At 75.3% G+C, this 23,148-nt stretch carries 18 protein-coding genes; 11 read left to right on the plus strand and 7 right to left on the minus strand.

What is annotated here, in order from left to right; genetic code table 11:
* Positions 1-116: 116 nt before the first annotated feature.
* The 5 genes from iolD to iolC all read right to left on the minus strand — a co-directional run bounded on the left by iolD (position 117) and on the right by iolC (position 6,134).
* Complete coding sequence (iolD, locus tag ACUN9U_RS17110) at positions 117-2,060, minus strand: 3D-(3,5/4)-trihydroxycyclohexane-1,2-dione acylhydrolase (decyclizing) (protein ID WP_445486201.1); 1,944 nt, start codon at positions 2,058-2,060, stop codon at positions 117-119.
* Entirely contained in the window at positions 2,057-2,995 is a 939-nt protein-coding gene (gene iolB / locus ACUN9U_RS17115) for a 5-deoxy-glucuronate isomerase (protein ID WP_445486202.1), read from the minus strand. Before iolB ends, iolD begins: the two co-directional genes overlap by 4 nt.
* A complete protein-coding gene (locus tag ACUN9U_RS17120; protein WP_445486235.1) occupies positions 2,992-4,050 on the minus strand; it encodes a transaldolase family protein in 1,059 nt (352 codons plus the stop codon). Before ACUN9U_RS17120 ends, iolB begins: the two co-directional genes overlap by 4 nt.
* A gap of 133 nt (positions 4,051-4,183) precedes the next feature.
* The gene (locus tag ACUN9U_RS17125) at positions 4,184-5,068 is read right to left on the minus strand and encodes a Cgl0159 family (beta/alpha)8-fold protein (RefSeq protein WP_445486236.1); all 885 of its coding nucleotides are present in this window, start codon (positions 5,066-5,068) and stop codon (positions 4,184-4,186) included.
* 34 nt (positions 5,069-5,102) lie between these two features.
* Positions 5,103-6,134, minus strand: a complete 1,032-nt coding sequence (gene iolC, locus ACUN9U_RS17130; protein ID WP_445486203.1) for a 5-dehydro-2-deoxygluconokinase — start codon at positions 6,132-6,134, stop codon at positions 5,103-5,105.
* 187 nt (positions 6,135-6,321) lie between these two features.
* Here iolC and ACUN9U_RS17135 point away from each other — a divergent pair, with 187 nt between their 5' ends.
* The 4 genes from ACUN9U_RS17135 (at position 6,322) to ACUN9U_RS17150 (ending at position 10,419) form a co-directional block, all read left to right on the plus strand.
* Positions 6,322-7,083, plus strand: a complete 762-nt coding sequence (locus ACUN9U_RS17135; RefSeq protein WP_445486204.1) for a GntR family transcriptional regulator — start codon at positions 6,322-6,324, stop codon at positions 7,081-7,083.
* A 139-nt stretch (positions 7,084-7,222) separates the two neighbouring features.
* Positions 7,223-8,260: a Gfo/Idh/MocA family protein gene (locus ACUN9U_RS17140; protein ID WP_445486205.1), complete on the plus strand. Its 1,038-nt coding sequence runs from the start codon at positions 7,223-7,225 to the stop codon at positions 8,258-8,260.
* Between the two features lie 62 nt (positions 8,261-8,322).
* Positions 8,323-9,207, plus strand: coding sequence for a sugar phosphate isomerase/epimerase family protein (locus ACUN9U_RS17145; RefSeq protein WP_445486206.1), 885 nt, complete (start codon positions 8,323-8,325; stop codon positions 9,205-9,207).
* 12 nt (positions 9,208-9,219) lie between these two features.
* Positions 9,220-10,419: a Gfo/Idh/MocA family protein gene (locus ACUN9U_RS17150; protein ID WP_445486207.1), complete on the plus strand. Its 1,200-nt coding sequence runs from the start codon at positions 9,220-9,222 to the stop codon at positions 10,417-10,419.
* Between the two features lie 28 nt (positions 10,420-10,447).
* Here ACUN9U_RS17150 and ACUN9U_RS17155 read toward each other — a convergent pair whose 3' ends face one another.
* Positions 10,448-11,410: a diguanylate cyclase gene (locus tag ACUN9U_RS17155; protein ID WP_445486208.1), complete on the minus strand. Its 963-nt coding sequence runs from the start codon at positions 11,408-11,410 to the stop codon at positions 10,448-10,450.
* A 225-nt stretch (positions 11,411-11,635) separates the two neighbouring features.
* Between ACUN9U_RS17155 and ACUN9U_RS17160 the strand changes: the two genes are divergently transcribed.
* From ACUN9U_RS17160 to ACUN9U_RS17185, 6 genes are all read left to right on the plus strand, one after another.
* Positions 11,636-13,039 (plus strand): ABC transporter substrate-binding protein, encoded by a 1,404-nt coding sequence (locus tag ACUN9U_RS17160; protein ID WP_445486209.1) that lies wholly within the window; start codon positions 11,636-11,638, stop codon positions 13,037-13,039.
* A gap of 252 nt (positions 13,040-13,291) precedes the next feature.
* A complete protein-coding gene (locus ACUN9U_RS17165; RefSeq protein ID WP_445486210.1) occupies positions 13,292-14,281 on the plus strand; it encodes a carbohydrate ABC transporter permease in 990 nt (329 codons plus the stop codon).
* Positions 14,278-15,219: a carbohydrate ABC transporter permease gene (locus ACUN9U_RS17170; protein ID WP_445486211.1), complete on the plus strand. Its 942-nt coding sequence runs from the start codon at positions 14,278-14,280 to the stop codon at positions 15,217-15,219. Before ACUN9U_RS17165 ends, ACUN9U_RS17170 begins: the two co-directional genes overlap by 4 nt.
* Before the next feature lie 9 nt (positions 15,220-15,228).
* Positions 15,229-17,766 carry a glycoside hydrolase family 2 protein gene (locus ACUN9U_RS17175; protein ID WP_445486212.1) on the plus strand — a complete coding sequence of 846 codons (2,538 nt, stop codon included), beginning with the start codon at positions 15,229-15,231 and terminating at the stop codon, positions 17,764-17,766.
* Complete coding sequence (locus tag ACUN9U_RS17180) at positions 17,763-18,833, plus strand: LacI family DNA-binding transcriptional regulator (RefSeq protein ID WP_445486213.1); 1,071 nt, start codon at positions 17,763-17,765, stop codon at positions 18,831-18,833. Before ACUN9U_RS17175 ends, ACUN9U_RS17180 begins: the two co-directional genes overlap by 4 nt.
* Entirely contained in the window at positions 18,830-20,275 is a 1,446-nt protein-coding gene (locus tag ACUN9U_RS17185; RefSeq protein WP_445486214.1) for a glycoside hydrolase family 1 protein, read from the plus strand. The genes ACUN9U_RS17180 and ACUN9U_RS17185 overlap by 4 nt, the downstream gene beginning before the upstream one ends.
* Before the next feature lie 12 nt (positions 20,276-20,287).
* On the opposite strand, the gene ACUN9U_RS17190 is transcribed toward ACUN9U_RS17185, so the two are convergent.
* The gene (locus tag ACUN9U_RS17190) at positions 20,288-21,202 is read right to left on the minus strand and encodes a phosphotriesterase family protein (protein WP_445486215.1); all 915 of its coding nucleotides are present in this window, start codon (positions 21,200-21,202) and stop codon (positions 20,288-20,290) included.
* An 89-nt stretch (positions 21,203-21,291) separates the two neighbouring features.
* On the opposite strand from ACUN9U_RS17190, the gene ACUN9U_RS17195 reads away from it, so the two are divergent.
* Positions 21,292-23,130, plus strand: a complete 1,839-nt coding sequence (locus ACUN9U_RS17195; protein ID WP_445486216.1) for a SpoIIE family protein phosphatase — start codon at positions 21,292-21,294, stop codon at positions 23,128-23,130.
* Positions 23,131-23,148: the final 18 nt, after the last annotated feature.

Raw genomic sequence — 23,148 nt, forward strand, 5'->3', positions numbered from 1 at the left:
ACGGGCGACCTGCCCGGTGGCGGGGTCGAAGACGTCGGCGGTGCGCGTGGAGGCGCCGGAGGTGGCGACCCCGTCGATCCAGTGCTGCACGATCTGGCTCATGGCTCTCTCTCGCCTCAGTTCGTCTCGGACGGCTTCAGGTACGTGCGCTGGCGCGCCTTGTGCTCCTCGTAGACCACGCGAGCGCGCTGCGTGCTCTCGAGGGTGGACACCTCGCTGACGGGGACCTCCCACCAGCTCGTCGACGAGGGGGCGTCGACGAAGGGGTCGGTCTCGACGTGGATGACGGTGGAGGTGGGTGACGCCTTGGCGTCGAGGATCGCGGCCTCCAGCTCCTTGCGGGTGCTGGTCCGCACCACGTGCACGCCGAGGCTGGCGGCGTTGGCGGCCAGGTCGACGGGCAGGAGGTCGCCGTCGAGCCTGCCGGAGGAGGTGCGGGCGCGGTAGCGGGTGCCGAACCGCTGGCTGCCGAGCGACTCCGACAGCGAGCCGATGGAGGCGTACCCGTGGTTCTGCACGAGCACCACGATGATCTTGACGCCCTCCTGGACGGCGGTCACCAGCTCGGTGGCCATCATGAGGTAGGAGCCGTCACCGACCAGGACGAAGACGTCGCGGGGCTGCGCGCCGCGGCGCACGTCGTCCTGCGCCGCCATCGCGACGCCGATGCCACCGGCCACCTCGTAGCCCATGCAGGAGTACCCGTACTCGACGTGGTACCCCTTCGCGTCGCGGACCTGCCAGAGCTTGTGCAGGTCACCGGGCATCGAGCCGGCGGCGCACACGACGACGTCGCGCGGGTCGGACAGCTCGTTGACGGCGCCCAGCACCCGGTTCTGGTCGGGCTGGACGTCCAGGTCCCCGGAGTCGCGCGCGTAGACCGACGCGACGGTGGCGTCCCACGCCGCCTTCAGCTGCGCGGTGCGGGCGCGGTGCGCCTCGCCGACGTCGTAGCCCTCCAGCGCCTCCGCGAGCGCCTCGAGGCCCTCGCGGGCGTCGGCGACGACGGCGACGGCGGAGTGCTTCACCGCGTCGAGCGAGGCGACGTTGAGGGTGACGAAGCGGACGCCGGGGTCGGCGAACGCCGTCCGCGACGCCGTCGTGAAGTCCTGGAAGCGCGTGCCGACGCCGATGACGACGTCCGCGTCGCGCGCCAGGGCGTTGGCGGCCGTCGTGCCCGTCGAGCCGATGGCACCGACGGACTGCGGGTGGTCGAAGGGCAGCGCGCCCTTGCCGGCCTGGCTCTGGCCGACCGGGATGCCCGTGGCCTCGGCGAGCGCGCGCAGGGCCTCCTGCGCGCGGGAGTGGTGGACGCCGCCGCCGGCGACGATGAGCGGGGCCTTCGCCGACCGGATGACCTCCACGGCCCGGGCCAGCGCCGCCTTCTCGGGCAGCGGCCGGCCGATGTGCCAGGTGCGCTCGGCGAAGAGGTCGTCGTCGAAGTCGTGGGCCTCGGCCTGCACGTCCTGCGGGAAGCAGACCGTGACGGCGCCGGTCTCGGCCGGGTCGGTGAGGACCCTCATGGCGCCGAGCAGCGCACCCGGCAGCTGCTCGGGGCGCCACACCCTGTCGAAGTAGCGCGACAGCGGGCGGAAGGCGTCGTTGACGGTCACGTCGCCGGAGTCGGGGCGCTCCAGCTCCTGCAGGAGCGGCCCCGCGGAACGGGTGGCGAAGGTGTCAGCGGGCAGCAGCAGCACCGGCAGCCGGTTGATGGTGGCCAGCGCCGCGCCGGTGAGCATGTTGGTGGACCCGGGGCCCACCGAGGCGGTGACGGCCCACGCCTGCAGGCGGTCCTTGGCACGGGCGTAGGCCACGGCGGTGTGCACCATGGCCTGCTCGTTGCGGCCGAGGACGTAGGGCAGGCCGGGCTTGCGCCCGGCCTCGAGGGCCTCCAGCTCGTCCTGGAGCAGCGCCTGCCCGAGGCCGGCGACGTTGCCGTGGCCGAAGATGCCGAGCGCGCCGGCGAAGAGCTTCGTGCGCACGCCGTCGCGCTCGACGAACTGGTGGGCGAGGAACCTCACGGTCGCCTGCGCGACGGTGAGCCGCGTCGTCGTGGTCACTGGGGTCCTCCGAGCGGCAGGCGGGGGTCGGTGGGCTGGTCGGCCCAGGTGGAGCGCACCCAGGCGTGGTCCGGGTCGTCGACGATGCGCCAGGCGCGGTCGTCGGCGGGTCCGGCCATGGCGTTGAGGTAGTAGAGGTGGTTGCCCGGGGAGGCCATGCACGGGCCGTGCCAGCCGTGGGGCACCAGCACGGTGTCGCGGTCGCGGACCTCGACGAGCACGTCCACCTGGCGGTCCTCCCGCTCCGAGGTCGAGTAGGTCCGGTGGTAGCCCACTCCCGCCTGCCCGTCGGGGCCGGGGGCGACCTCGTAGTAGTAGACCTCCTCGAGCTCGCTCTCGTGCTCGCTGGTCTCGTCGTGCTTGTGCGGCGGGTAGCTCGACCAGTTGCCGCCCGGGGTGACGACCTCGACGGCGACGAGCTTGCTGGCCACGTCGACGTCGGCGGAGGCGAAGTTGCGCACCTCGCGGGTGCACGTGCCGGCGCCGCGCAGCTCCACGGCCACCTCGTCGGCCGTGATGTGGCGGACGGGCTTGCGGACGCCGTCAGGGAGCACGCCGGTCCTCGCGCCCGGCACGCCGACGCGCGCGCCGTCGTCGTCGGGTGAGGTGGACAGCACGGCCGTGGAGCCCGCGGGCAGGTAGAGGACGTCGGTCGGGCCGGCGAACACCGACGCGCGCCCGGCGAGCTCGTAGCGGGCGCTCTCCCCCTCCGTGCCGCTGACGACGGCGGTGAGGCTCCCGCGCAGCGGCACGAGCACCACCTCGTCGTCGCCGGTGTCGAGGTGGACCTCCTGCCCGGGGGCGAGGTCGGCGGCGCGCAGCGACGTCCACCCCCAGCCCGCGACCTCGGGGGTGACGCGGACGTCCCAGGCGCCGTCGGCGGTGGCGCCGGCACGCAGGTGCAGGTCGGCCGTCGTGCCGGTGGTGCTGGTCACGGGGCAGGCACCAGGACGTCGCGGACGACGGCGTCGAGCTGGGCGTCGGCGTCGAGGAACTGGCGCAGCGTGTGGCGGGTGGCGCCGAAGTGCTCGAAGTCCTCCACCGCCATGCCGTCGACCTCGTAGGCCTTGGTGAACTCCGAGATCGTCCGCAGCGCCGCCAGGTGCTCCTCGGCGACCGGCTCGTCGATCGCGTGCGGGTCGACGGGGAGGTCGTTCTCGTTGATCCGCGCCTGCCAGTCGAACGGCGGGGAGACCACGAGGTCCCCGCCCTGGAGCTCGCTCCACTGCATGGAGTTGCGGAAGGCGGCCGAGAGGATGCGCACCCGGTAGCCCCGCTCGACGAAGAGGTGGTGGGCCTTCTTCAGCGCCGCGACGCCGGCCCACTCCAGGTGGCCCGGGTCGATGAGGATGCGCTCCTTCGCCACGAAGGCCTTCAGCCAGTCGTCGAGGCGGCCGCCCATGATCGTGCAGACGTGGCCGAACTCGGGCACGGGCAGGCCCTCGGCCTCGCGGCGCTGCATGCCGCGCTCGATGGCCTCGGCCACCGCGACCGCCTGCGGCACGGTGAACGACACCGTGGCGTTGAGGGAGACGCCGCGGTAGGCGGCCTCCTCCATGGCCTCGATGCCGGTCTTCGTGGCGGGGATCTTCACGATGATGTTCTTGGCGAGCCCCGAGAACCGCTCGGCCTGGTCGGCCAGGGCCGCGGCGTCGCGGTGCAGGCGCGGGTCGGTCTGCATCGACAGGCGCCCGTTGCGGCCGCCGGAGGCCTCGAAGGCCGGCTCGAGCAGCGTCGCGGCCTCGACCGACAGCTCCTCGACGACCATCCAGCCCAGGGCGGACTCCCCCGCGGTGGGGTGCTCGGCGGCGAGCTCGCGCAGGCGGGCGGTCCAGCGGGGCTGGTCGGCCCTGATGGCGGCCAGGGCGATGACGGGGTTGCAGGTGGCGCCGACGGCGCCCCAGGCGATCGAGCGGGTGAGCTCGCTGAGGGCGGCGGAGTCGTTCCACAGCGCGGTGGGCGTCGTGGCCGCGGCCACGGCGGTGGGCAGGTGCGCCTGCGACGGGTCGAGGCTGGGCAGCGGGTCGGCGCCGGGGTCGCGCTGCCCGGCGGGGGCGGGGGCGGCGGTCGGTGCGGTGGTGGTCACGGGGCGGTCCTCCGGGGGTCTGCGCGGGTCGGGGCGGTCAGCGGACGAGGGAGACGGCGGTGTCGACGGCTGCGGCGACGTCGTCGTCGGGGGGGAACAGCAGGGCGCGGCCGACGACGAGGCCTCGGACGGCGGGCAGCGCGAGCGCGCGTCGCCAGGACTCGTACGTCGCCTCGGGAGCGGCGACGGGGTCGCCGCCGAGGATCAGCGTGGGCAGCGTGGTCGCCTCCATGACGCGCTCCATCTCCGCGACCACGGGCAGCTTCAGCCAGGTGCGCGCCGAGGAGGCTCCCAGGCCCTGGCCGACGTGGACGGAGGTGATGACGCCTTCGGGCGAGAGGTCGTTGACGACCGTGCGCCCGCTGCGGGAGCTCACGAACGGCTCGACCACGGCGACCTTCTCCGCCCGGTTGAGGGCGGTGACCGCCTTGGCGCAGGCCTCCATGGTGGCGACGGTGCCGGGGTCGTCCCTGTCGAGGCGCAGCAGCACCTTGCCCGCGTCGAACCCGGACTCGACGATGCCCGGGACGTCGTAGGCGGTCATGCGGTCGTCCAGCTCGAAGACCGAGCCGGCCAGGCCGCCGCGGTTCATCGAGCCGATGACCACCTTGTCCTCCAGGGCGCCCAGCAGCAGGAGGTCCTCGGCGACGTCGGCGGTGGCGAGCAGGCCGTCGACGCCAGGTCGCGCGAGCGCCTCACGCAGCCTGTCGAGCAGCTCGGTGCGGCTGGCCATGGCGTCGGGGCGGCCGCGTGCGGACAGCGCCCCGCGGGCGGGGTGGTCGGCGGCCACCACCATGAGGCGGCCGTCCTCGGGCAGGAACGACGGGCGCCGCACGCGAGCGGCGAGGGCCGCGGCGACGGCCCCGGGGTGCCGGGCCCGCAGCTCGGTCACCTCGGCGTAGGTGCGGGCACGGGGGACCACGGACCCCGGCGCCGCAGCCGCTGGGCGCGCCGCGTCAGGCACGTTGAGCCTCCTGGGTCCGGCGGGCGGCGTGGGCGTGGACGTGGGCGGTGATCTCCTCCGCGGTCGGCATGGCGGTGGCGCACTCGAGGCGGGAGGCGACGAGGGCGCCGGCGGCGTTGCAGCGGGCGAGGAGCTCCGCCAGCGGGAGGCCCGCGAGCAGGCCGTCCACCAGCGAGCCGCCGAAGGCGTCTCCGGCGCCCAGGCCGTTGACCACGTCCACCGGGGTGGCGGGGACGACGACGCGCTCGGACCGCGTGGCGCCCAGCACCCCCGCGGGTCCCTGCTTGACCACGGCCACCTCGACGCCCAGCTCGAGCAGCGCGTCGGCGGCCGCCTCGGCGTCGTCCTGCCCGGTGGCCACCCAGCACTCCTCGCGGTTGCCGACGGCGACGGTGGCGTGCGCGAGCGCCCGCTGGGCCTGCTCGCGGGCCGCCTCGGTGCCGCCGGCGCCGGGCCAGAAGTCGGCGCGGTGGTCGAGGTCCAGCACGGTCGGCCGGCGCGCTCCGCCCGCCGCACCCGCCGCGCTGCGGGCGGCCAGGGCCGCGTGGTGGGCCGAGCGGCTGGGCTCCTCCGACAGGCCCGTGAGCGTCACCCACAGGAGGTCGGCGCCGGTGACGGCGTCCAGGTCGAGGGCGCACTCGTCGAGCTGCAGGTCGGGCGCGGTGGGGCGGCGGTAGAACCAGATCGGGAACCGGTCGGGGGGGAAGACCTCGCAGAAGGTCACCGGCGTGAGGTGGTCGGCGTCGGTGGCGACCCTCGAGTCGTCCACGCCGAGCTCGCGCAGGGAGCGCCGGACGAACCTGCCGAACGGGTCGTCACCCACCCCGGAGACCAGGGCGGCCCGCCGGCCGAGCCGGGCCGCGGCGACGGCCACGTTGGCGGCGCTGCCGCCGAGGAACTTGCCGAAGGTCTCGACGTCCTCCAGGCCCACGCCGGTCTGCAGGGGGTAGACGTCCACGCCGCAGCGGCCCAGGACGAGCACCTCGGGTGCACCGTCCACCGAGGACGGCTCGGACGTGCTCACGTCGTCCTCCACGTCCTCGGGCGAGCGGGTGCGGACCGCGCCGGACGGGCCCCGGCGCTGCCCCAGACCATCCCCTCCCGCCGCAGGGGATGTCAAGAGTTGTCCTGACATATGACAGGACCGTGGCCGGGACCGCAGCACCCGCTCGGCGCTGGTCGAGCACGGGCGCGCCTGCGAGGATCCCCACATGGCTGCACCCGGAGCGCCCGACCTGGTGGCGCGGCTCGCCCGCGGCATCGACAGGTCGAGCCCCGTCCCGCTCTACCAGCAGCTCGCGGAGCAGCTCCGCGCCGCCATCGCCGACGGCACCCTGGCGCCCGGCAGCCGCCTGGAGAACGAGGTGGCCGTGGCCGGGCGGCTCGGCCTGTCGCGACCCACCGTCCGCCAGGCGCTGCAGGAGCTGGTGGACGGGGGCCTGCTGGTCCGGCGCCGCGGCGTGGGCACGCAGGTGGTGCACCCCCACGTCAGCCGCTCGATGGCCCTGACCAGCCTGCACGACGACCTGGCCCGCAGCGGGCGGGTGCCGCGCACCGAGGTGCTCGGCCACGCCTCGGCACCGGCGCCGCCGGAGCTGGCCGCCGCCCTCGGCCTCGCGCCCGGCGCCGAGGTCGTGACCGTGCGCCGCCTCCGCCTGGCCGACGGCGAGCCGCTGGCCCTCATGACCAACCACATCCCCGCTGCCACCGCCCCCACCCGCGAGCAGCTCGAGACCGAGGGGCTGTACGAGGTGATGCGGGCGCGGGGCGTGCAGTTCCGGGTGGCCCGCCAGACGGTGGGCGCGAGGCTGGCGACCGCGGCCGAGGCCCGCCTGCTCCACGAGCGCCCGCGCGCCGCGCTGGTGACGATGCGGCGCACCGCCTACGACGGCGCCGGCCACGTGGTCGAGGTGGGCGACCACGTGTACCGGGCGAGCCGGTACGCCTTCGAGACGACCCTCGTGGACCGGTGAGCCCGGGCTGGCGCGCCCGGGGCGAGCGGGGGGCCGGGCCCGCGGCGGACCGCGGGACTCGCCACTTTGACCTGACAATTCGCTAGCATCGTCCGGCGCCCCGGCGCACCTGCACCGCTCGACGACGAGGAGCCTCCCGGTGACCGGCACCACCACGCCCGCTTCCCCCGTGCGGATCGCCCTCATCGGCAGCGGCCGCATCGGCCAGGTGCACGCGGCCACCGCGCACCGCTCCGAGCGAGCGGTGCTCCAGGTGGTGGCCGACCCGTTCCTCGCGGGGGCGCAGGCCCTCGCCGACCGGTTCGGCGGCCCCTCGGCCAGGGTCACCACCGACGCCGTGGAGGCCGTCACCGCCGCCGACGTCGACGCCGTGGTGGTCGCCTCCCCCACCTCCACGCACGTCGACCTCATCGCCGCCTGCCTGGACGCGGGCAGGCCGGTGCTGTGCGAGAAGCCGATCGACCTGGACGTCTCCCGCGTGGACGGCCTGCGCGAGCGCGCCGCCGCCTCACCGGTGCCCGTGGCGCTCGGCTTCAACCGCCGCTTCGACCCGCACTTCGCCGAGCTGCACCGGCGGGTCCAGGCGGGCGAGATCGGGCCGCTGGAGCAGCTGACCATCACGAGCCGCGACCCAGCGCCGGCCCCCGAGGACTACCTCAGGGCCTCCGGCGGCATCTTCCGCGACATGACCATCCACGACTTCGACACCGCCCGCTGGTTCGTGCCCGACGTCGTGGCCGTCACCGCCGTGGGCCTGCGGCAGTTCTCCGACGTCATCGCAGGGCTGGACGACTACGACGGCGCCGTCGTCACGCTGGTCGGGGCGGGCGGGCAGTCGGTGACCATCACCAACTCGCGCCACTGCGCCGCCGGCTACGACCAGCGCCTGGAGGCCACCGGCCCGCTGGGCTCCCTCAGCGTCGGCAACGCCACCGACTCCCTGGTGCGCTCCTCCACCGGCACCTCGGGCGACTCGGGCGCACCCTTCCAGGCCTTCTTCCTGGAGCGCTACGCCCGGGCCTACGCCGCCGAGCTGGAGGCGTTCCTCACCGCGGTGCGCGGCGGCGAGCTGACCGGACCCGGGTTCGAGGACGGCCGGGCCGCCCTCGTGCTCGCCGACGCCGCGGAGGTGTCGGCTCGCGAGGGCCGCACCGTCCGCGTGGACCTGTCAGCCTGACGGTGCGGCGCCGCCCTGCGGGCCCCGCTCCGCGTCCCGACCACACCCCGGAGGCGACACCCGTGACCGACCTCAAGATCGCTGGCGCCCCCATCACCTGGGGCGTGTGCGAGGTGCCCGGCTGGGGGACCCAGCTGCCCGTGGAGCGCGTGCTGCGCGAGATGCGCGAGGTCGGCCTGAGCGCCACCGAGTTCGGCCCCGAGGGCTTCCTGCCCGTCGACCCCGCCGACCGCGCCGCCGTGCTGCGCGACCACGGCCTGGTGGCCGTGGGCGGCTTCGTGCCGGTGGTCCTGCACGACCCGGAGCGGGACCCGGTGCCCGCCCTGCGCACCGAGCTGGAGGCGTTCGTGGCAGCCGGCGCCGGCGTGGTCGTGCTCTCGGCCGACTCGGGACTCTCCGGCTACGACGAGCGGGTCGAGCTCGACGAGGCGGGGTGGAGCACGCTGCTGGCCACCCTCGTGCGGCTGCGCGACGCCGCCGCGGAGGTCGGCGTCCTCGCCGTCCTGCACCCCCACGTCGGCACGCTGGTGGAGTCCTCCGACGACGTGGAGCGGGTCCTCGCCGGCTGCGACGTCGGGCTGTGCCTCGACTCGGGCCACCTGCTCATCGGTGGCACCGACCCGGTCGCGCTGGCGCAGGCGCACCCCGAGCGGGTCCGCCACGTGCACCTCAAGGACGTCGACGCCGCCACCGCGCAGCGCGTCCGCGACGGAGACCTCACCTACTACCAGGCGGTGCAGCAGGGCCTGTACCGCCCGCTCGGCCAGGGCGACGTCGACGTGCGCTCCCTGCTCGCGTCCCTGCTGGGCTCCGGGTACGACGGCTGGTTCGTCCTGGAGCAGGACACCGTGCTCCAGCTGCTCCCCGAGGACGGCGAGGGCCCGGTGACCGCTGCGGGGGCGAGCGCGGACCACCTCCGCCGGCTGGCGGCCGAGCTCGGCCTCTAGGACGGCACCGGCATGACCCGGACGCGCCCCCTGGGCGTCGCCGTCGTGGGCTTCGGGTGGATGGGCCGCGTCCACGCCCGCTCCTACGCCCGGGTGGCCCACCACTTCCCCGACCTCCCCGTGCGGCCGGAGCTCGTGGCCGTCGCCGACGACGTCCCCGGGCGCGCCGAGGCCGCCGCGGCCCAGCACGGCTCCGCCTCGGCGGTGCGCGACTGGCGCGAGGTCCTCACCGACCCCCGCGTGGAGGCCGTCAGCGTCACCGCGCCCAACTCCCTGCACCGCGAGGTCGGCACCGCGGTGGCCGAGGCGGGCAAGCACCTCTGGATCGAGAAGCCGGTGGGCCTGTCCGCTGCCGACGCCGCCGCGGTGCGCGACGCCGTGGCCGCCGCCGGCGTGCGGGCCGCCGTCGGCTTCAACTACCGCTGGGCCCCCGCGGTCCAGCACGCGCGGGCGGTGGTCGCCGCGGGCGGCGTCGGGGACGTGCACAGCGTGCGCGTGCGGCTGCTGTCGGACTACGCCGCGGACCCCGCCGGCGCGCTGAGCTGGCGCTACTCCCGCGAGCGCGGCGGTGCGGGCGTGCTGGGGGACCTCGCCTCCCACGGCGTGGACCTGGCCCGCTACCTGGTCGGTGACCTCAGCGCGGTGGTGGCCGACACCGCCGTCCTCGTCCCGCGGCGCCCCGTGCCGTCGGGCGCCACGACGGGGCACCAGCGCGTGGCGCCCGGCGAGGCAGCGGTGACGGGCGAGGTGGAGAACGAGGACGCCGTCACGGCGCTGCTGCGCTTCAGGTGCGGGGCGCGGGGGGTGCTGGAGGCCAGCCGCGTGGCGGTGGGCGAGCAGAACGCCTACGGCTTCGAGGTGGCGGGGGCGCGCGGCGTGCTGCGCTGGGACTTCCGGCGCATGGGCGAGCTCAGCGCCAGCGGCGGCCGGGCCGAGGACGGCTCGGTGCTCTACCAGGACGCCCCCACGCAGACGCTCCTCGTCGGCCCCGGCCACGGGGACTTCGGGGCCTTCCAGCCGGGCGCCGGCAACGCCATGGGCTACGACGACCTCAAGGTGGTCGAGGCGGCGCGCTTCCTGCGCGCCTGCGCCGACCCCTCCCTGCCGTCCGACCAGGGCCCCGCCACGCTCGACGACGCCGTCGCCAGCGCCCGGGCGCTGGAGGCGATGAGCCGGTCGGTGGTCACCGGGACCTGGGAGGCGCTCGTCTGACGAGCGGAGCGCCCCGCGGTCCGGCGCCTCAGCAGCGCAGGTCCGCCGCCGCTCCGCGCGGCGCGCTGCGGTGCCGGGCCCGCTTGTGCGCGTAGAGGTCGGCGTCCGCCCGGGCCAGCAGGGCGGGCAGCTCCAGGTCCCCGCGCGAGGTGGCAGCGCCCGCGGACCAGGTCATCGGGTGGCAGGCGCGCAGCCGCGCCAGCAGGCCTGAGACCTCCCCCGCACCGGCGCCCGGGAGGCTCAGCACGAACTCGTCCCCGCCGTGGCGGCCCAGGAGGTCCCCCCTGCGCAGCTGCTGCTGCCAGGCCGCCGCCAGCTCCTGCAGGAGCGCGTCCCCGGCGGCGTGCCCGAGGGAGTCGTTGACGTCCTTGAACCCGTCCAGGTCGATGATCACCACGGTGAGCGGCTGTCCGCGGCGCCGGGTGCGGACCAGGTCCTGGGTGGTGCGCTGCTGCCACGAGCGGCGGTTGGCCGCGCCGGTGAGCGGGTCCGCCTCCGCCGCCGCCCGCAGGCGGCGCACCAGCAGCCCCTGCACCTCGTAGGCCGCCACCGCGGTGAGCACCACGACGAGCCAGGGGAGGGCGGGGGTGCCGGCAGGGCTCAGCGCCGCGCCGGTCGAGGACGCCGCGAGCAGCCCCAGGACGTGCGCCCGGCCCGCTGCCGCGCCGAGGGCGTGGGCCGCGCAGGAGGAGGCGGCGATGACCACGGGTCCGAGGCCCACCACGCCGACCGGCGTCACCGAGCGGGCCGCCACCAGGCCCACCAGCCCCGACAGCGCCGCGAGCGCGACGTGGACGACGGCCAGCGGCCAGCGCCGCCCGAGCACCAGCACCAGGGGCGCCACCGCGACACCCGTGAGGCCCAGCGTCCGCAGCAGCCCGACGGGGGTCTGCGGGCTCAGGGGCGCGGCCGCCGAGGCCAGGCACAGCAGGCCGCCGAGCGCGTACACCAGCGCCAGCGACCTCACGTGCGCCTGCGACCCCACGTGCACGCCTCCTCCTCCCGTCCCCTCCCTCATCGACCCCGCGGGCCGCTCCTTGAGCCCGGACCGCCGTGCGCGGCGTCGACCGCCAGCCTCCTTCGCGGCAGAGATCCGTAACGAAGCCGTAACGGGGCTTGCTCAACCGGTTAAGCAGGTGCTTGTCTCCTCCCTGCGGCCGGAAGGCCGCGGACTCGGTACGGAGCGGCGACGACGCCGCCCAGGAGGAGGACACCCGTGACGTTCAGCACCCACCGGCGCGCCCTGACGCTCGCCGCCGGCAGCATCGGCCTGGCGATCGCGCTGTCGAGCTGCGCCAGCGCCGAGGAGTCGGGGGCCGCCAGCGCGGAGAACACCGCCGGCCAGGAGGTCGCCAGCTCGGAGATCGACTGCTCGCAGTTCGACGAGTTCGGCGGCAAGGACGCCCTGGACGGCCAGGAGGTCGAGGTCTACACGACCATCGTCGCTCCCGAGGACCAGCCCTTCATCGACACCTTCGCCCCCTTCACCGAGTGCACCGGCATCACGGTGAACTACAACGGCTCCAAGCAGTTCGAGGCGCAGCTGCCGGTGCGCGTGCAGTCCGGTGACGCCCCCGACATCGCCTTCCTGCCTCAGCCCGGCCTGCTGCAGCGCATGGTCGCCACCGGCGCCGTCGTGGAGCCGCCCGCCTCCGTCACCGCCAACGTGGACGAGAACTGGACGCCGGCCTGGAAGGAGTACGGCAGCGTCGACGGCACGTTCTACGCCGCCCCGCTGGGCGCCAACGTCAAGTCCTTCATCTGGTACTCCCCCAAGGCGTTCACCGACGCCGGCTACGAGATCCCCCAGACCTGGGACGAGCTCATCGCCCTGACCGACCAGATGGTCGCCGACAACCCCGACGTGAAGCCGTGGTGCGCCGGCATCGGCTCCGACGCCGCCACCGGCTGGCCGGCCACCGACTGGCTGGAGGACACCGTCCTGCGCCAGCACGGCCCGGACGTGTACGACCAGTGGATCGCGCACGAGATCCCCTTCAACGACCCGCGCATCGTGCAGTCGCTGGACACCGTGGGCCAGGTCCTCAAGAACGAGACCTACGTCAACGGCGGTCTGGGCGGCGTGACCTCCATCGCCACGACCCCGTTCCAGGACGCCGGCCTGCCGATCCTGCAGGGCCAGTGCATGCTGCACCGCCAGGCCAGCTTCTACCAGGCCAACTGGCCTGACGGCACCACGGTGGCCGAGGACGGCGACGTCTTCGCCTTCCCGTTCCCGGAGTTCAGCTCCGAGATCGGCCAGGGCATCGTCGGCGGCGGTGAGTTCGTCGCGGCCTTCAACGACGAGCCGGCCACCCAGGCGCTGCAGTACTACATCTCCACGGCCGACTGGGCCAACCTCAAGGCCAAGGCGACCGGCCCCGGCTGGTTCAACGCCAACAAGGGCCTGGAGCTGGACAACCTCTCCTCGCCGATCGACAAGCTGGCGGCCGAGCAGCTGCAGGACGACTCCGTCACCTTCCGCTTCGACGCCTCCGACCTCATGCCGGCCGCCATCGGCTCCGGCGCCGAGTGGACCGAGCTGACGGCGTGGATCGCCGAGGGCAAGTCCTCCCAGGAGGTCGCCGACGCGGTCGAGGCGGCCTGGCCCGCCTCCTGAGCCCGAGAGCCGGGCGGGGTCGCCTCGCGACCCCGCCCGGCTCCGTGCTGGGCGGCCCCGGCCGCCCGCTGGGCACCGGCTGAGCACCCGCTGGGCGACCGGCGAGCAGGTGCCAGCCGCCCACCGGGCCCCGGCCACCGGCCGGACGGCCCACCACCGGCTCCCGGACCCCGCCCCCCGGACCGACCTCCGGCGCGGGCGGGGCCCGGGCTCCCCCACGCACCAGAACCACGCCTCAGAGAGGAGGACCAGGTGGACTGGTTCCTCGACGCGGAGACCACCCCGCACAAGCTCGCCCTCATGGTGGTCGCCATCGCCCTGTTCGCCGGCGTGATGGCGCTCATCCTCTTCGCCGTCGACAGGCCCAAGCGGGTGCCGTCGTGGGTGGTCGCGGCCGGCTTCTGCGGGCCCGCGCTGCTGCTCGTGACGATCGGCCTCATCTACCCCGCGCTGGCCACCATCTGGAACTCCTTCCGCGGCCCGGACCTCTCGCGCTCGGTCGGCCTGGACAACTACACGGCGATCTTCACCAACCCGGGCCTGCAGGGCGTGCTGGGCAACACCGTGCTGTGGGTGGTGCTCGTCCCGCTGATCTCCACGGCCTTCGGCCTGGTCTACGCCTACGTCGTGGACCGGACGCGCTTCGAGAACCTCGCGAAGACGCTGATCTTCCTGCCGCTCGCCATCTCCGGCGTGGCGGCCGGCCTGATCTGGAAGTTCGTCTACGAGTACCGCCCCGACCAGGCCGGCATCTCCCAGATCGGCCTGCTCAACCAGCTCATGGTGTGGCTGGGCCTGGAGCCGCAGCAGTGGCTGCTCAACCAGCCGTGGAACACCTTCTTCATCATCGCCGTGATGATCTGGATCAACGCCGGCTTCGCCATGACGGTGCTCTCGGCGTCGATCAAGGCCATCCCCGACGACATGGTCGAGGCCGCGCGCCTGGACGGGGTCTCGGGCATCCAGATGTTCCGCTACGTCACGGTGCCGGCCATCCGCCCCGCCCTGGTCGTGGTGCTCACCACCGTCGCGATCAGCACGCTGAAGGTGTTCGACATCGTCTTCGTCATGACCGGCGGCAACTTCGGCACGTCCGTGGTGGCCAACGAGTTCTACCGGCAGTCCTTCGTGCAGGCCAACCAGGGCCTGGGCGCCGCGCTGGCCGTGCTCCTGTTCGTGCTCGTCGTCCCGATCATCATCTACAACGTCCGGCAGATGCGCCTCGCCGAGGAGGTCCGATGAGCAGCCAGGCGACCCGGCAGGTCGACCCCACCGACGTCGAGGCGGCCACCGAGCAGCAGACCTTCCGGGGTCCGCGCAAGCTCACCCGCGCCGAGAAGCGGGCGATCGACGCCAAGGCCCGCCTCACCTCCCCCGCGGCGTCGTGGATCGCGCTCGCCGTGGCCGTGCTGTGGACCATCCCCACGGTGGGCCTGTTCGTCACCTCGCTGCGCACCCGCAACGACGTGCAGGCCGACGGGTGGTGGAACGCCTTCGTGCGCCCGCTGTTCACCGGCTTCAACTACCAGCAGGCGCTGCAGGGCGGACTGGCCGACGGCTTCGTCAACTCCTTCGTCATCACCATCCCGGCCGTCATCATCCCGATCACCATCGCCCTGCTGGCGGCCTACGCCTTCGCCTGGATCCAGTTCCCCGGGCGCGACCTGCTCTTCGTCGCGGTCTTCGCGCTGCAGGTGGTCCCGATCCAGGTGACGCTGATCCCGCTGCTGACGATGTACGTCGACATCGGCATCAACGGCAGCTTCTGGCCGGTGTGGCTCTCCCACACGATGTTCGGCCTCCCGCTGGCCATCTTCCTGCTGCACAACTTCATGAAGGACGTGCCCGCCTCGCTCGTCGAGGCCGCCCGCGTCGACGGCGCGGGCCACGTGACGATCTTCTTCAAGGTGCTGCTGCCCCTGCTGGTGCCGGCCATCGCCGCGTTCTTCGTCTTCCAGTTCCTCTGGGTCTGGAACGACCTGCTCGTGGCCCTGGTCTTCGCCAACAACGACTCCTCGCCGCTGACCGCGCGCGTGGCCGACCTCGCCGGCACCCGCAACAACGCGTGGTACCTGCTGGCCTCCGGCGCCTTCATCGCCATGGTCGTACCGCTGGTGGTCTTCCTGGGCCTGCAGCGGTTCTTCGTGCGCGGCCTGCTCGCCGGCTCGGTCAAGGGCTGACCGGCACCCGTGCGCCGCACCGACCTGTCCACCGCCGCCGGCGCGCAGTGGGAGCTGCGCGCCGGTGACGGCCCGCTGCCCGGGCACCTGCAGCAGCTGCGCCACCACGGCGTCGCCGCGACGGTGCCCGGGGAGGTCCACACCGACCTCCTGGCGGCGGGGCTCGTGCCCGACCCCTTCGACGGCGACCACGAGAGCCTGCTCGCCTGGGTCGGACGCACGGACTGGTCGTGGACGGCGCGGTTCGAGGCCGACCTCGGCGACGAGCTGCACCACGAGCTCGTCGCCGAGGGCCTCGACACCGTCGCGCGCCTGGTGCTCAACGGCACCGAGGTCGCGCGCACCGCGAACCACCACCGCACCCACCGGGTCGACGTCACGGGCGTGCTGCGCCAGGGCGCCAACGAGCTGCGCGTGGAGGTCAGCGCTCCGGTGCCGGCCGCCGAGGCGGCGCGCGACCTGCTCGGCGCCCGCCCGCAGGTCAACCACCACCCGTACAACGCGCTGCGCAAGACGGCGTGCAGCTTCGGGTGGGACTGGGGCATCGACGTGGCCACCTCCGGGGTGTGGCGCCCCGTGCGGGTGGAGTCCTGGAGCGGGGCGCGCCTGGCCTCGGTGCGCCCGCTCGGCCTGGTCGAGGACGGCGAGCCCGTGCTGGAGGTCCGCGCCGACGTCGTCCTCGACCCCGGGGGCCCCGCCGGCGCGGGCGCCGCGCTCCGCGTCGTCGTCGGGGACCGCGAGGTGACCGTCCCGGTCACCTCCACCGCCGAGGTGGTGCGCCTGCCGGCCCCGGGCGCGGCGCTGTGGTGGCCGCGCGGGCACGGCGACCCGGCGCTGCACGAGGCCCGGGTGGAGCTGCTGGTGGGCGGTGCCCCCGTGGACGCGTGGTCCGGCAGGGTGGGCTTCCGCACCGTCGAGCTCGACCAGAGCCCCGACGACCTCGCCGCCCCGCTGCCCGGAGGCGGGCGCAGCCGCCGCTTCCAGCTGCGCGTCAACGGCGAGGACGTGCACGTGCGCGGCGCCAACTGGATCCCCGACGACGCGCTGCTGACCCGGGTCGACGACGACGACGTGCGCCGCGCCCTGGACGACACGTGCGAGGCGGGCCTGAACCTGCTGCGCGTCTGGGGCGGCGGGCTGTACGAGTCCGAGGCGTTCTACCGGGCCTGCGACGAGCGGGGGGTGCTCGTGTGGCAGGACTTCCTGCTGGCCTGCGCCGCCTACGCCGAGGAGGAGCCCCTGCGCTCGGAGGTCGAGGCGGAGGCCCGCGAGGCCGTCTCCCGGCTCTCGGCGCACGCCAGCCTGGCGCTGTGGTGCGGCGGCAACGAGAACCTGTGGGGCTTCGAGGACTGGGGCTGGAAGGAGGAGCTGGCCGGGCGCAGCTGGGGCGAGGGCTACTACCGCGAGCTCTTCCCCGCCGTGGTCGCCGAGCTCGACCCGCGCACCCCCTACGTGCCCGGCAGCCCGTTCAGCCCCGACCCCGGCGTGCACCCCAACGACCCCGCGCAGGGGCCGGTCCACGAGTGGGAGGTGTGGAACCGGCAGGACCAGGACCGCTACCGCGACCTGCGCCCGCGCTTCGTCTCCGAGTTCGGCTTCCAGGGCCCGCCCGCCTGGTCGACCCTGACGGCCGTCGTCCACGACGAGCCGCTCGACCCGTACGGCCCGCAGATGCTCGTGCACCAGAAGGCGGAGGACGGGAACGGCAAGCTCGAGCGCGGCCTCGGCGAGCACCTGCCGCGCTGGCGCGACGTCGAGGAGTGGCACTGGGCCACCCAGCTCAACCAGGCCCGCGCCGTCGCCCTCGGGCTGGAGCACTGGCGCTCGCTGCATCCCCTGTGCAGCGGCGCGGTGGTCTGGCAGCTCAACGACTCCTGGCCGGTGGTCTCCTGGGCGCTGGTCGACTCCGCGGGCATCCGCAAGCCCGTCTGGTACGCCGTCCAGCGGGCCAGCGCCGAGGTCCTCCTCACGCTCCAGCCGCGCGACGGCCGCCCCGCCCTGTGCGTGCACGCCGACTCCGCGCACGGCTGGACCGGCAGGGTCCGGCTCGTGCGCGTGGGCACCGGCCCGGGTTCGCCGGTGCTCGGCGAGGCGGTCCTCGACGTGGTCGCCGCGGCGCGGTCCGCCGTGGAGCTGCCCCTGCCCGACGCCGTCGCCGTGTCGCGGGACGAGCGCTCGGAGGTGCTGGTCGCCGCCGCGGAGGGCGCGGCGGGCCCCCGGCCGGCGCTGTGGCGCTGGGCGGAGACGGCGCGCCTGCGGCTCGTGGCCCCGCACGAGGCCCTCACGGCCACCGCCCGGGCCGGCGCAGCGCCCGGCACCGTGCTCGTCACCGTCACGGCGCGAGCCCTCCTCGAGGACGTGTGCCTGTTCCCCGACCGCCTCGACGCCGGCGCCCGCGTCGACTCCGGGATGGTGAGCCTGCTCGCCGGCCAGCAGCACGTCTTCACCGTGACGACGTCGCGGCCGTGGACGGCCGCCGAGCTGGCGCGGGCGTGCGCCGCTCCCGTGCTGCGGTGCAGCAACGACCTCCTCGCGCCGCGGGGATGAGCGCGAGTCCCGAGCGCCCGCCCGCCCGGCGCGCGACCATCGCCGACATCGCCCGACGCGTCGGGGTCACCAAGGGCGCGGTCTCGTACGCGCTCAACGGCAAGCCGGGGGTGTCGGAGGAGACGCGGCGCCGGGTGCTGCAGGCCGCCCGCGAGCTGCACTGGGCGCCCAGCAGCGCGGCCCGCATGCTCGCCGGCAACCGCACGTCCACGGTGGGGCTGGCCCTGACCCGCCGCCCCGAGACGCTGGGCGACGAGCCGTTCTTCATGGCCTTCGTGGCCGGTCTGGAGTCGGCGCTGCAGCCGCGCGGCTACGCCCTGCTGCTGCAGCTGCCCACCCACGCCGAGGCGGAGCTGGAGACCTACCGCGCCTGGGCCGGTCAGCGGCGCGTCGACGGCGTGGTGGTCCTCGACCCCGTCACCGACGACCCGCGCCCGGCCGCCCTGGAGGCGCTGGGGCTGGCGGCCGTGGTCGTCGGGCGGGCCGAGACCAGCGCCGGGGTGACCGGTGTCGCGACCGACGACGCCGCGGCGATGCGCACCGTGGTGGACCACCTCGCCGACCTCGGCCACACCGCCGTGGCCCGGGTGGCCGGGCCCGCCCACCTGCAGCACACCGTCCGCCGCGACCGGGCCTTCGCCGCCGCGTGCCGCCGCCGGCGGCTGCACGCCCGCACGGTGCACGCCGACTACAGCGGCGCCGCCGGTGCGCGGGCCACCGCCGACCTGGTCGGCGAGCAGGCCGGCCGCCGCCCCCGCCCCACGGCGATCGTCTACGACAACGACCTCATGGCGGTCGCCGGGCTGTCCCAGCTGACGGGGATGGGCCTGCGCGTGCCGCAGGACGTCTCGCTGGTGGCGTGGGACGACTCCGCCACCTGCCGCGCCACCAACCCGGCCCTGACCGCCACCGGCTACGACGTGGTCGCCTTCGGGCGCGCCGCCGGTGAGTCGCTGTTCGCCCTGCTCAACGGCGAGGAGCCGGCCACCACCACCACGACCCCCGACCTGAGGGTCCGCGCCAGCACGGCGCCGGCCCCCGCACCGACACCTGGAGCACACCCATGACCACCGGACCCGCCTTCCCCGCCGGCTTCACCTGGGGCTCGGCCACCGCCAGCTACCAGGTGGAGGGCTCGGTGGACGCCGACGGGCGCACGCCCTCCATCTGGGACGTCTTCTCCGCCACGCCCGGGAAGGTGGTGGGCGGCGACACCGGCGAGGTGGCCGACGACCACTACCGCCGCTTCCGCGAGGACGTCGCCCTCATGCAGCGCCTGGGGCTGCAGGCCTACAGGTTCTCCGTGGCCTGGCCGCGCATCACCCCGGCGGTCACCCCCGAGGCGCTGGGCCCGGTGGAGCAGCGCGGCCTGGACTTCTACTCCGCGCTCGTCGACGAGCTGCTGGCCGCCGGCATCGAGCCCGCCGTGACGCTGTACCACTGGGACCTGCCCCAGGCCCTGGAGGACGCCGGCGGCTGGGCCGACCGGCGCACCGCCGAGCGCTTCGCGGAGTACGCCGAGGTGGTGGCCGGTGCACTCGGGGACCGCGTGAAGACCTTCATCACCCTCAACGAGCCGTGGTGCTCGGCCTACCTCGGCTACGCCGCCGGCGTGCACGCCCCCGGGCGCACCGAGCCGGCGGCGGCGCTGGCCGCCGTGCACCACCTCAACCTCGCGCACGGCCTGGGCTCGCGGGCGGTGAGGCGCGCCGCCCCGGAGGCGCGGGTCGCCCTCACCCTCAACCTCGCGTGGGTGCGCCCGGAGGACGAGTCCTCCCCGGCCGACGTCGACGCCGCACGCCGCATCGACGGGCTGCAGAACCGCGTCTTCCTCGGGCCGGTGCTGCGCGGGGAGTACCCCGCCGACGTCCTGGAGGACACCGCCGGGGTCACCGACTGGGCCTTCGTGCGCGACGGCGACCTCGACGTCGTCCACCAGCCCCTGGACGCTCTCGGGCTGAACTACTACTCCCCCACCGTGGTGCGCTCGGTGACCTCCCCGCGCGCCACGGAGGCGCGCCCGGGCGCCGACGGGCACGGGGCGGGGGCCGCCTCGCCGTGGGTGGGCTCGGCGGAGCTGGTGCAGTTCGTGGACCTGCCCGGGCCGCGCACGGCCATGGACTGGGCCATCGACCCGCGCGGCATGACCGAGCTGCTGCTGCGCCTGCGCGACGAGGCCCCCGGGGTGCCGCTCATGGTCACCGAGAACGGCGCCGCCTACCCCGACGAGGTGGAGCAGGGCCCGGACGGCGAGCCCCGGGTCCACGACGCGGACCGCACCGCCTACCTGCACGCGCACGTCTCCGCCGTGCACGACGCCGTCCAGCAGGGCGCTGACGTGCGCGCCTACTTCGTGTGGAGCCTGCTGGACAACTTCGAGTGGGCCTACGGGTACAGCAAGCGCTTCGGCGTCGTCCACGTCGACTACGGCACCCAGCGGCGCACCCCCAAGGACAGCGCCCTGTGGTACTCCCGGCTGGCCGCGGGGAACGCGCTGCCGCCGCTCTGAGGCCGGCGGGGGTCAGCGGGCGAAGGCCGCGAAGGGGTTGAGGCGGGTCAGCCGGTCGAGGTCCGGCCCGCCCACCCCGGCCGCGCGCAGGCGCGGCAGGAAGGTGCTGTTCAGGGTCGTGTACGGCCGCTGCTCCCCGCCGCCGGGCAGCGCCGGGTCGTACCACCCGGCGTCGTGGGAGAGCAGCAGCCGGCTCAGGTGACCCGCCTCGAGCGAGGCCAGGACCAGCGCGAGCGCCGCCTCGTCGTCGCCCTGGCCGACGTGGTCGTACTCGATCCAGGCCCCGCGGTCGACGACCTCCTGGCGCAGGCCGGGGTCGGTGACCAGCTGGGTGTGGATGGAGAGGAACCGCTCGGGCGGCAGGCCCTCGGACGCCAGGACGTCGAGCTGGCGCAGCACGACGCGCCCGTCGGCGGTGTGGGAGCCGATGAGCGCTCCCGTGCTCGCCGCGGCCCGGGCGGCGGCGCGCAGCACCCGCTCCTCCACCGGCCGCAGCCCGTCGTCGCCGGCGGAGACCTTGATGAAGCCCGCCACGACGCCCGTGCCGCCGGCGCCCTCGGTGAGCTCGGAGGCCAGGAAGCGCTCGAGGTCGGCGTCGCTGGCCGCGTAGACCCAGTCCGGCACCCACGGCTCGCGGTACACGCCGGTGGCGACCACCACCGGCAGCCCCGCGGCGCGGCTCACCGCCTCCAGGACGTCGACCCGGCGCCCCAGGCCGGGCGGTGTGCACTCGACCACCGCCGTGACGCCCCCGGCGGCCGCGGCGCGCAGGGCGGGCGCCATCCGCGCGACCACCGCGCCGGGGTCGGCGGCGTCCGCAGGCGCCTCGCCGGGCAGCCGGAAGTCCACGAGCACGTGCTCGTGCGGCAGCACCAGCCCGACGGCGTCGGCGGTCAGCGGGCCCAGGGTCGTGTGCAGCACCACCACGCGGGGATCGTACGGACGGCGCGGGCACCCGCCGTGAGCTGGCGCACGCTCGCTGTGACGCCCGCCCCGCGGGGTGCTAGGAAGTGCCCGTGTCCGCGCCCCTCGACCGGCACGCCCGCCTGTTCGCCGCCATGCCCAGCCCGCTGGCCTTCTACGGCCCGGACCTGGTGCTGCTCGAGCCCAACCAGGCCTACCTCGACCTCACCGGAGCCGCCGCCGCCGACGTCTGCGGGCGGCACCTGTCCGACGCCTATCCGCCCACCCCGGAGGCCCTCGACGAGGAGGGGGTCTCCCACCTGCAGCGCTCCTTCGAGCGGGCGCTGCAGACGCGGGCGCCCGACGTCATCCCGGTCATGACCTACCCCGCTCCCGACCCGGTCACCGGCGAGGTCCGCGAGCGGTACTGGACCTCGGTGGTCTTCCCGCTGCTCGACGAGCGCGGTGCGGTGGAGCTGCTGGTGCAGCGGGTGGAGGAGATCAGCGACTACGTCCTGGCCGCCCGCGGGGAGGGCGCCACCGCGCCCGGGCCCGGCGGTGAGGCCCCCGAGGTGCGGGCCTGGCGAGACCGGGTGGCGCAGGTCGAGGCCGACCTGGTGCAGCGCCTGCAGGAGCTGCAGGCGGCCCGGTCCGCGGAGCGGGCCGCGGCCCGCGCCCTGGCCGCCCAGTCCGACGTGGCGGTCCAGCTCGCGCACGTGGCCACCGTGGAGGAGCTCACCGAGGTGGTCGTGCGCCGCGGCCTGAGCGCCCTCGGCGCCCAGGGCGGCGCCGTCGCGGTCCGCGACGGCGACGTCGTGAGGCTGTCGATGTCCGAGCTGGGCACCCGGGCGCCGGTGGCCTACGCCGAGATGCGCGCCGACGACCCGCTGCCCTCCCCCGTGGCGGCCACCTCCGGCCGCCGGACCTTCCTGGCCGACTGGCAGGCGTGCAGCGACTACGGGCACGGGATGCTGGAGGCGGCGCGCATGACGGGCTGCCAGGCGTGGGCCTTCCTGCCGCTGGAGGTCGGCGGGCGGCCGCTGGGCTCCCTCTCGGTCGGCTACGCCGAGCCCCAGTCCTTCGAGCCGGCCGCGGTGGAGCTGCTCGACTCCTTCGCCGCGCAGTGCGCCCAGGCGCTCGCGCGCATCACCGCGCGGCGCGCCGAGGCCGAGCGCGCCCAGCAGGCGGTGGACATGTCCGAGGCGCTGCAGCGCTCGCTGCTGACCGCGCCGGTGCAGGTGGACCACCTGCAGGTGGCGGTCCGCTACCGCCCCGCCGCGCACGCCGCCCAGGTGGGGGGCGACTGGTACGACTCCTTCCTGCAGCCCGGCGGCGACACCGTGCTGGTGATCGGGGACGTCATCGGCCACGACTCCACCGCAGCAGCGGCCATGGGGCAGGTGCGGGGGACGCTGCGGGCCATCGGCGTGCACGCCGGGCTGGGGCCCGCCCAGCTGCTGGCGGCCACCGACCGCGCCATGCACCAGCTGCTGCTGCCCACCACCGCCACGGCGCTGGTGCTGCGCCTGGAGCAGGACGAGGCCCAGCGCCGCGCGGGCACGAGCCTGCTGCGCTGGTCCAGCGCCGGGCACCTGCCGGCGGTGGTGCTGGGGCCCGACGGCGGCGTGACCTCCCTGGCCGGCGCCGAGGCCGACCTGCTGCTGGGGCTGTGGCCCGACACCGAGCGCCACGACTGGACCCGGGTGGTGCCGCGCGGGAGCACGGTGCTGCTGTGCACCGACGGCCTCGTGGAGCGCCGCGGGGAGTCCCTGGAGGAGGGGCTCGGCCGGCTCACCGCGGCCCTGTACCGGCTGGGCGCCGCCGGCACGCCGACCGTCGACGACCCCGAGCGGCTCGTCGACGCCCTCCTGGACGAGCTGGTGCCCGAGCACGGCGAGGACGACGTCGCGCTGCTGGCCGTGCGCCTGCACCCGCAGGGCGCAGCCGCCTGAGCTTCAGCCCGCCGGCCC

The organism is Quadrisphaera sp. KR29, from assembly GCF_052644995.1.

Bases quoted from the DNA above. Each gene is read 5' to 3' on its own strand.
- ACUN9U_RS17135 (WP_445486204.1), top strand. From the start codon at position 6,322: ATGGCTGCACCCGGAGCGCCCGACCTGGTGGCGCGGCTCGCCCGCGGC.
- ACUN9U_RS17150 (WP_445486207.1), top strand. From the start codon at position 9,220: ATGACCCGGACGCGCCCCCTGGGCGTCGCCGTCGTGGGCTTCGGGTGG.
- ACUN9U_RS17170 (WP_445486211.1), top strand. From the start codon at position 14,278: ATGAGCAGCCAGGCGACCCGGCAGGTCGACCCCACCGACGTCGAGGCG.
- ACUN9U_RS17180 (WP_445486213.1), top strand. From the start codon at position 17,763: ATGAGCGCGAGTCCCGAGCGCCCGCCCGCCCGGCGCGCGACCATCGCC.
- ACUN9U_RS17185 (WP_445486214.1), top strand. From the start codon at position 18,830: ATGACCACCGGACCCGCCTTCCCCGCCGGCTTCACCTGGGGCTCGGCC.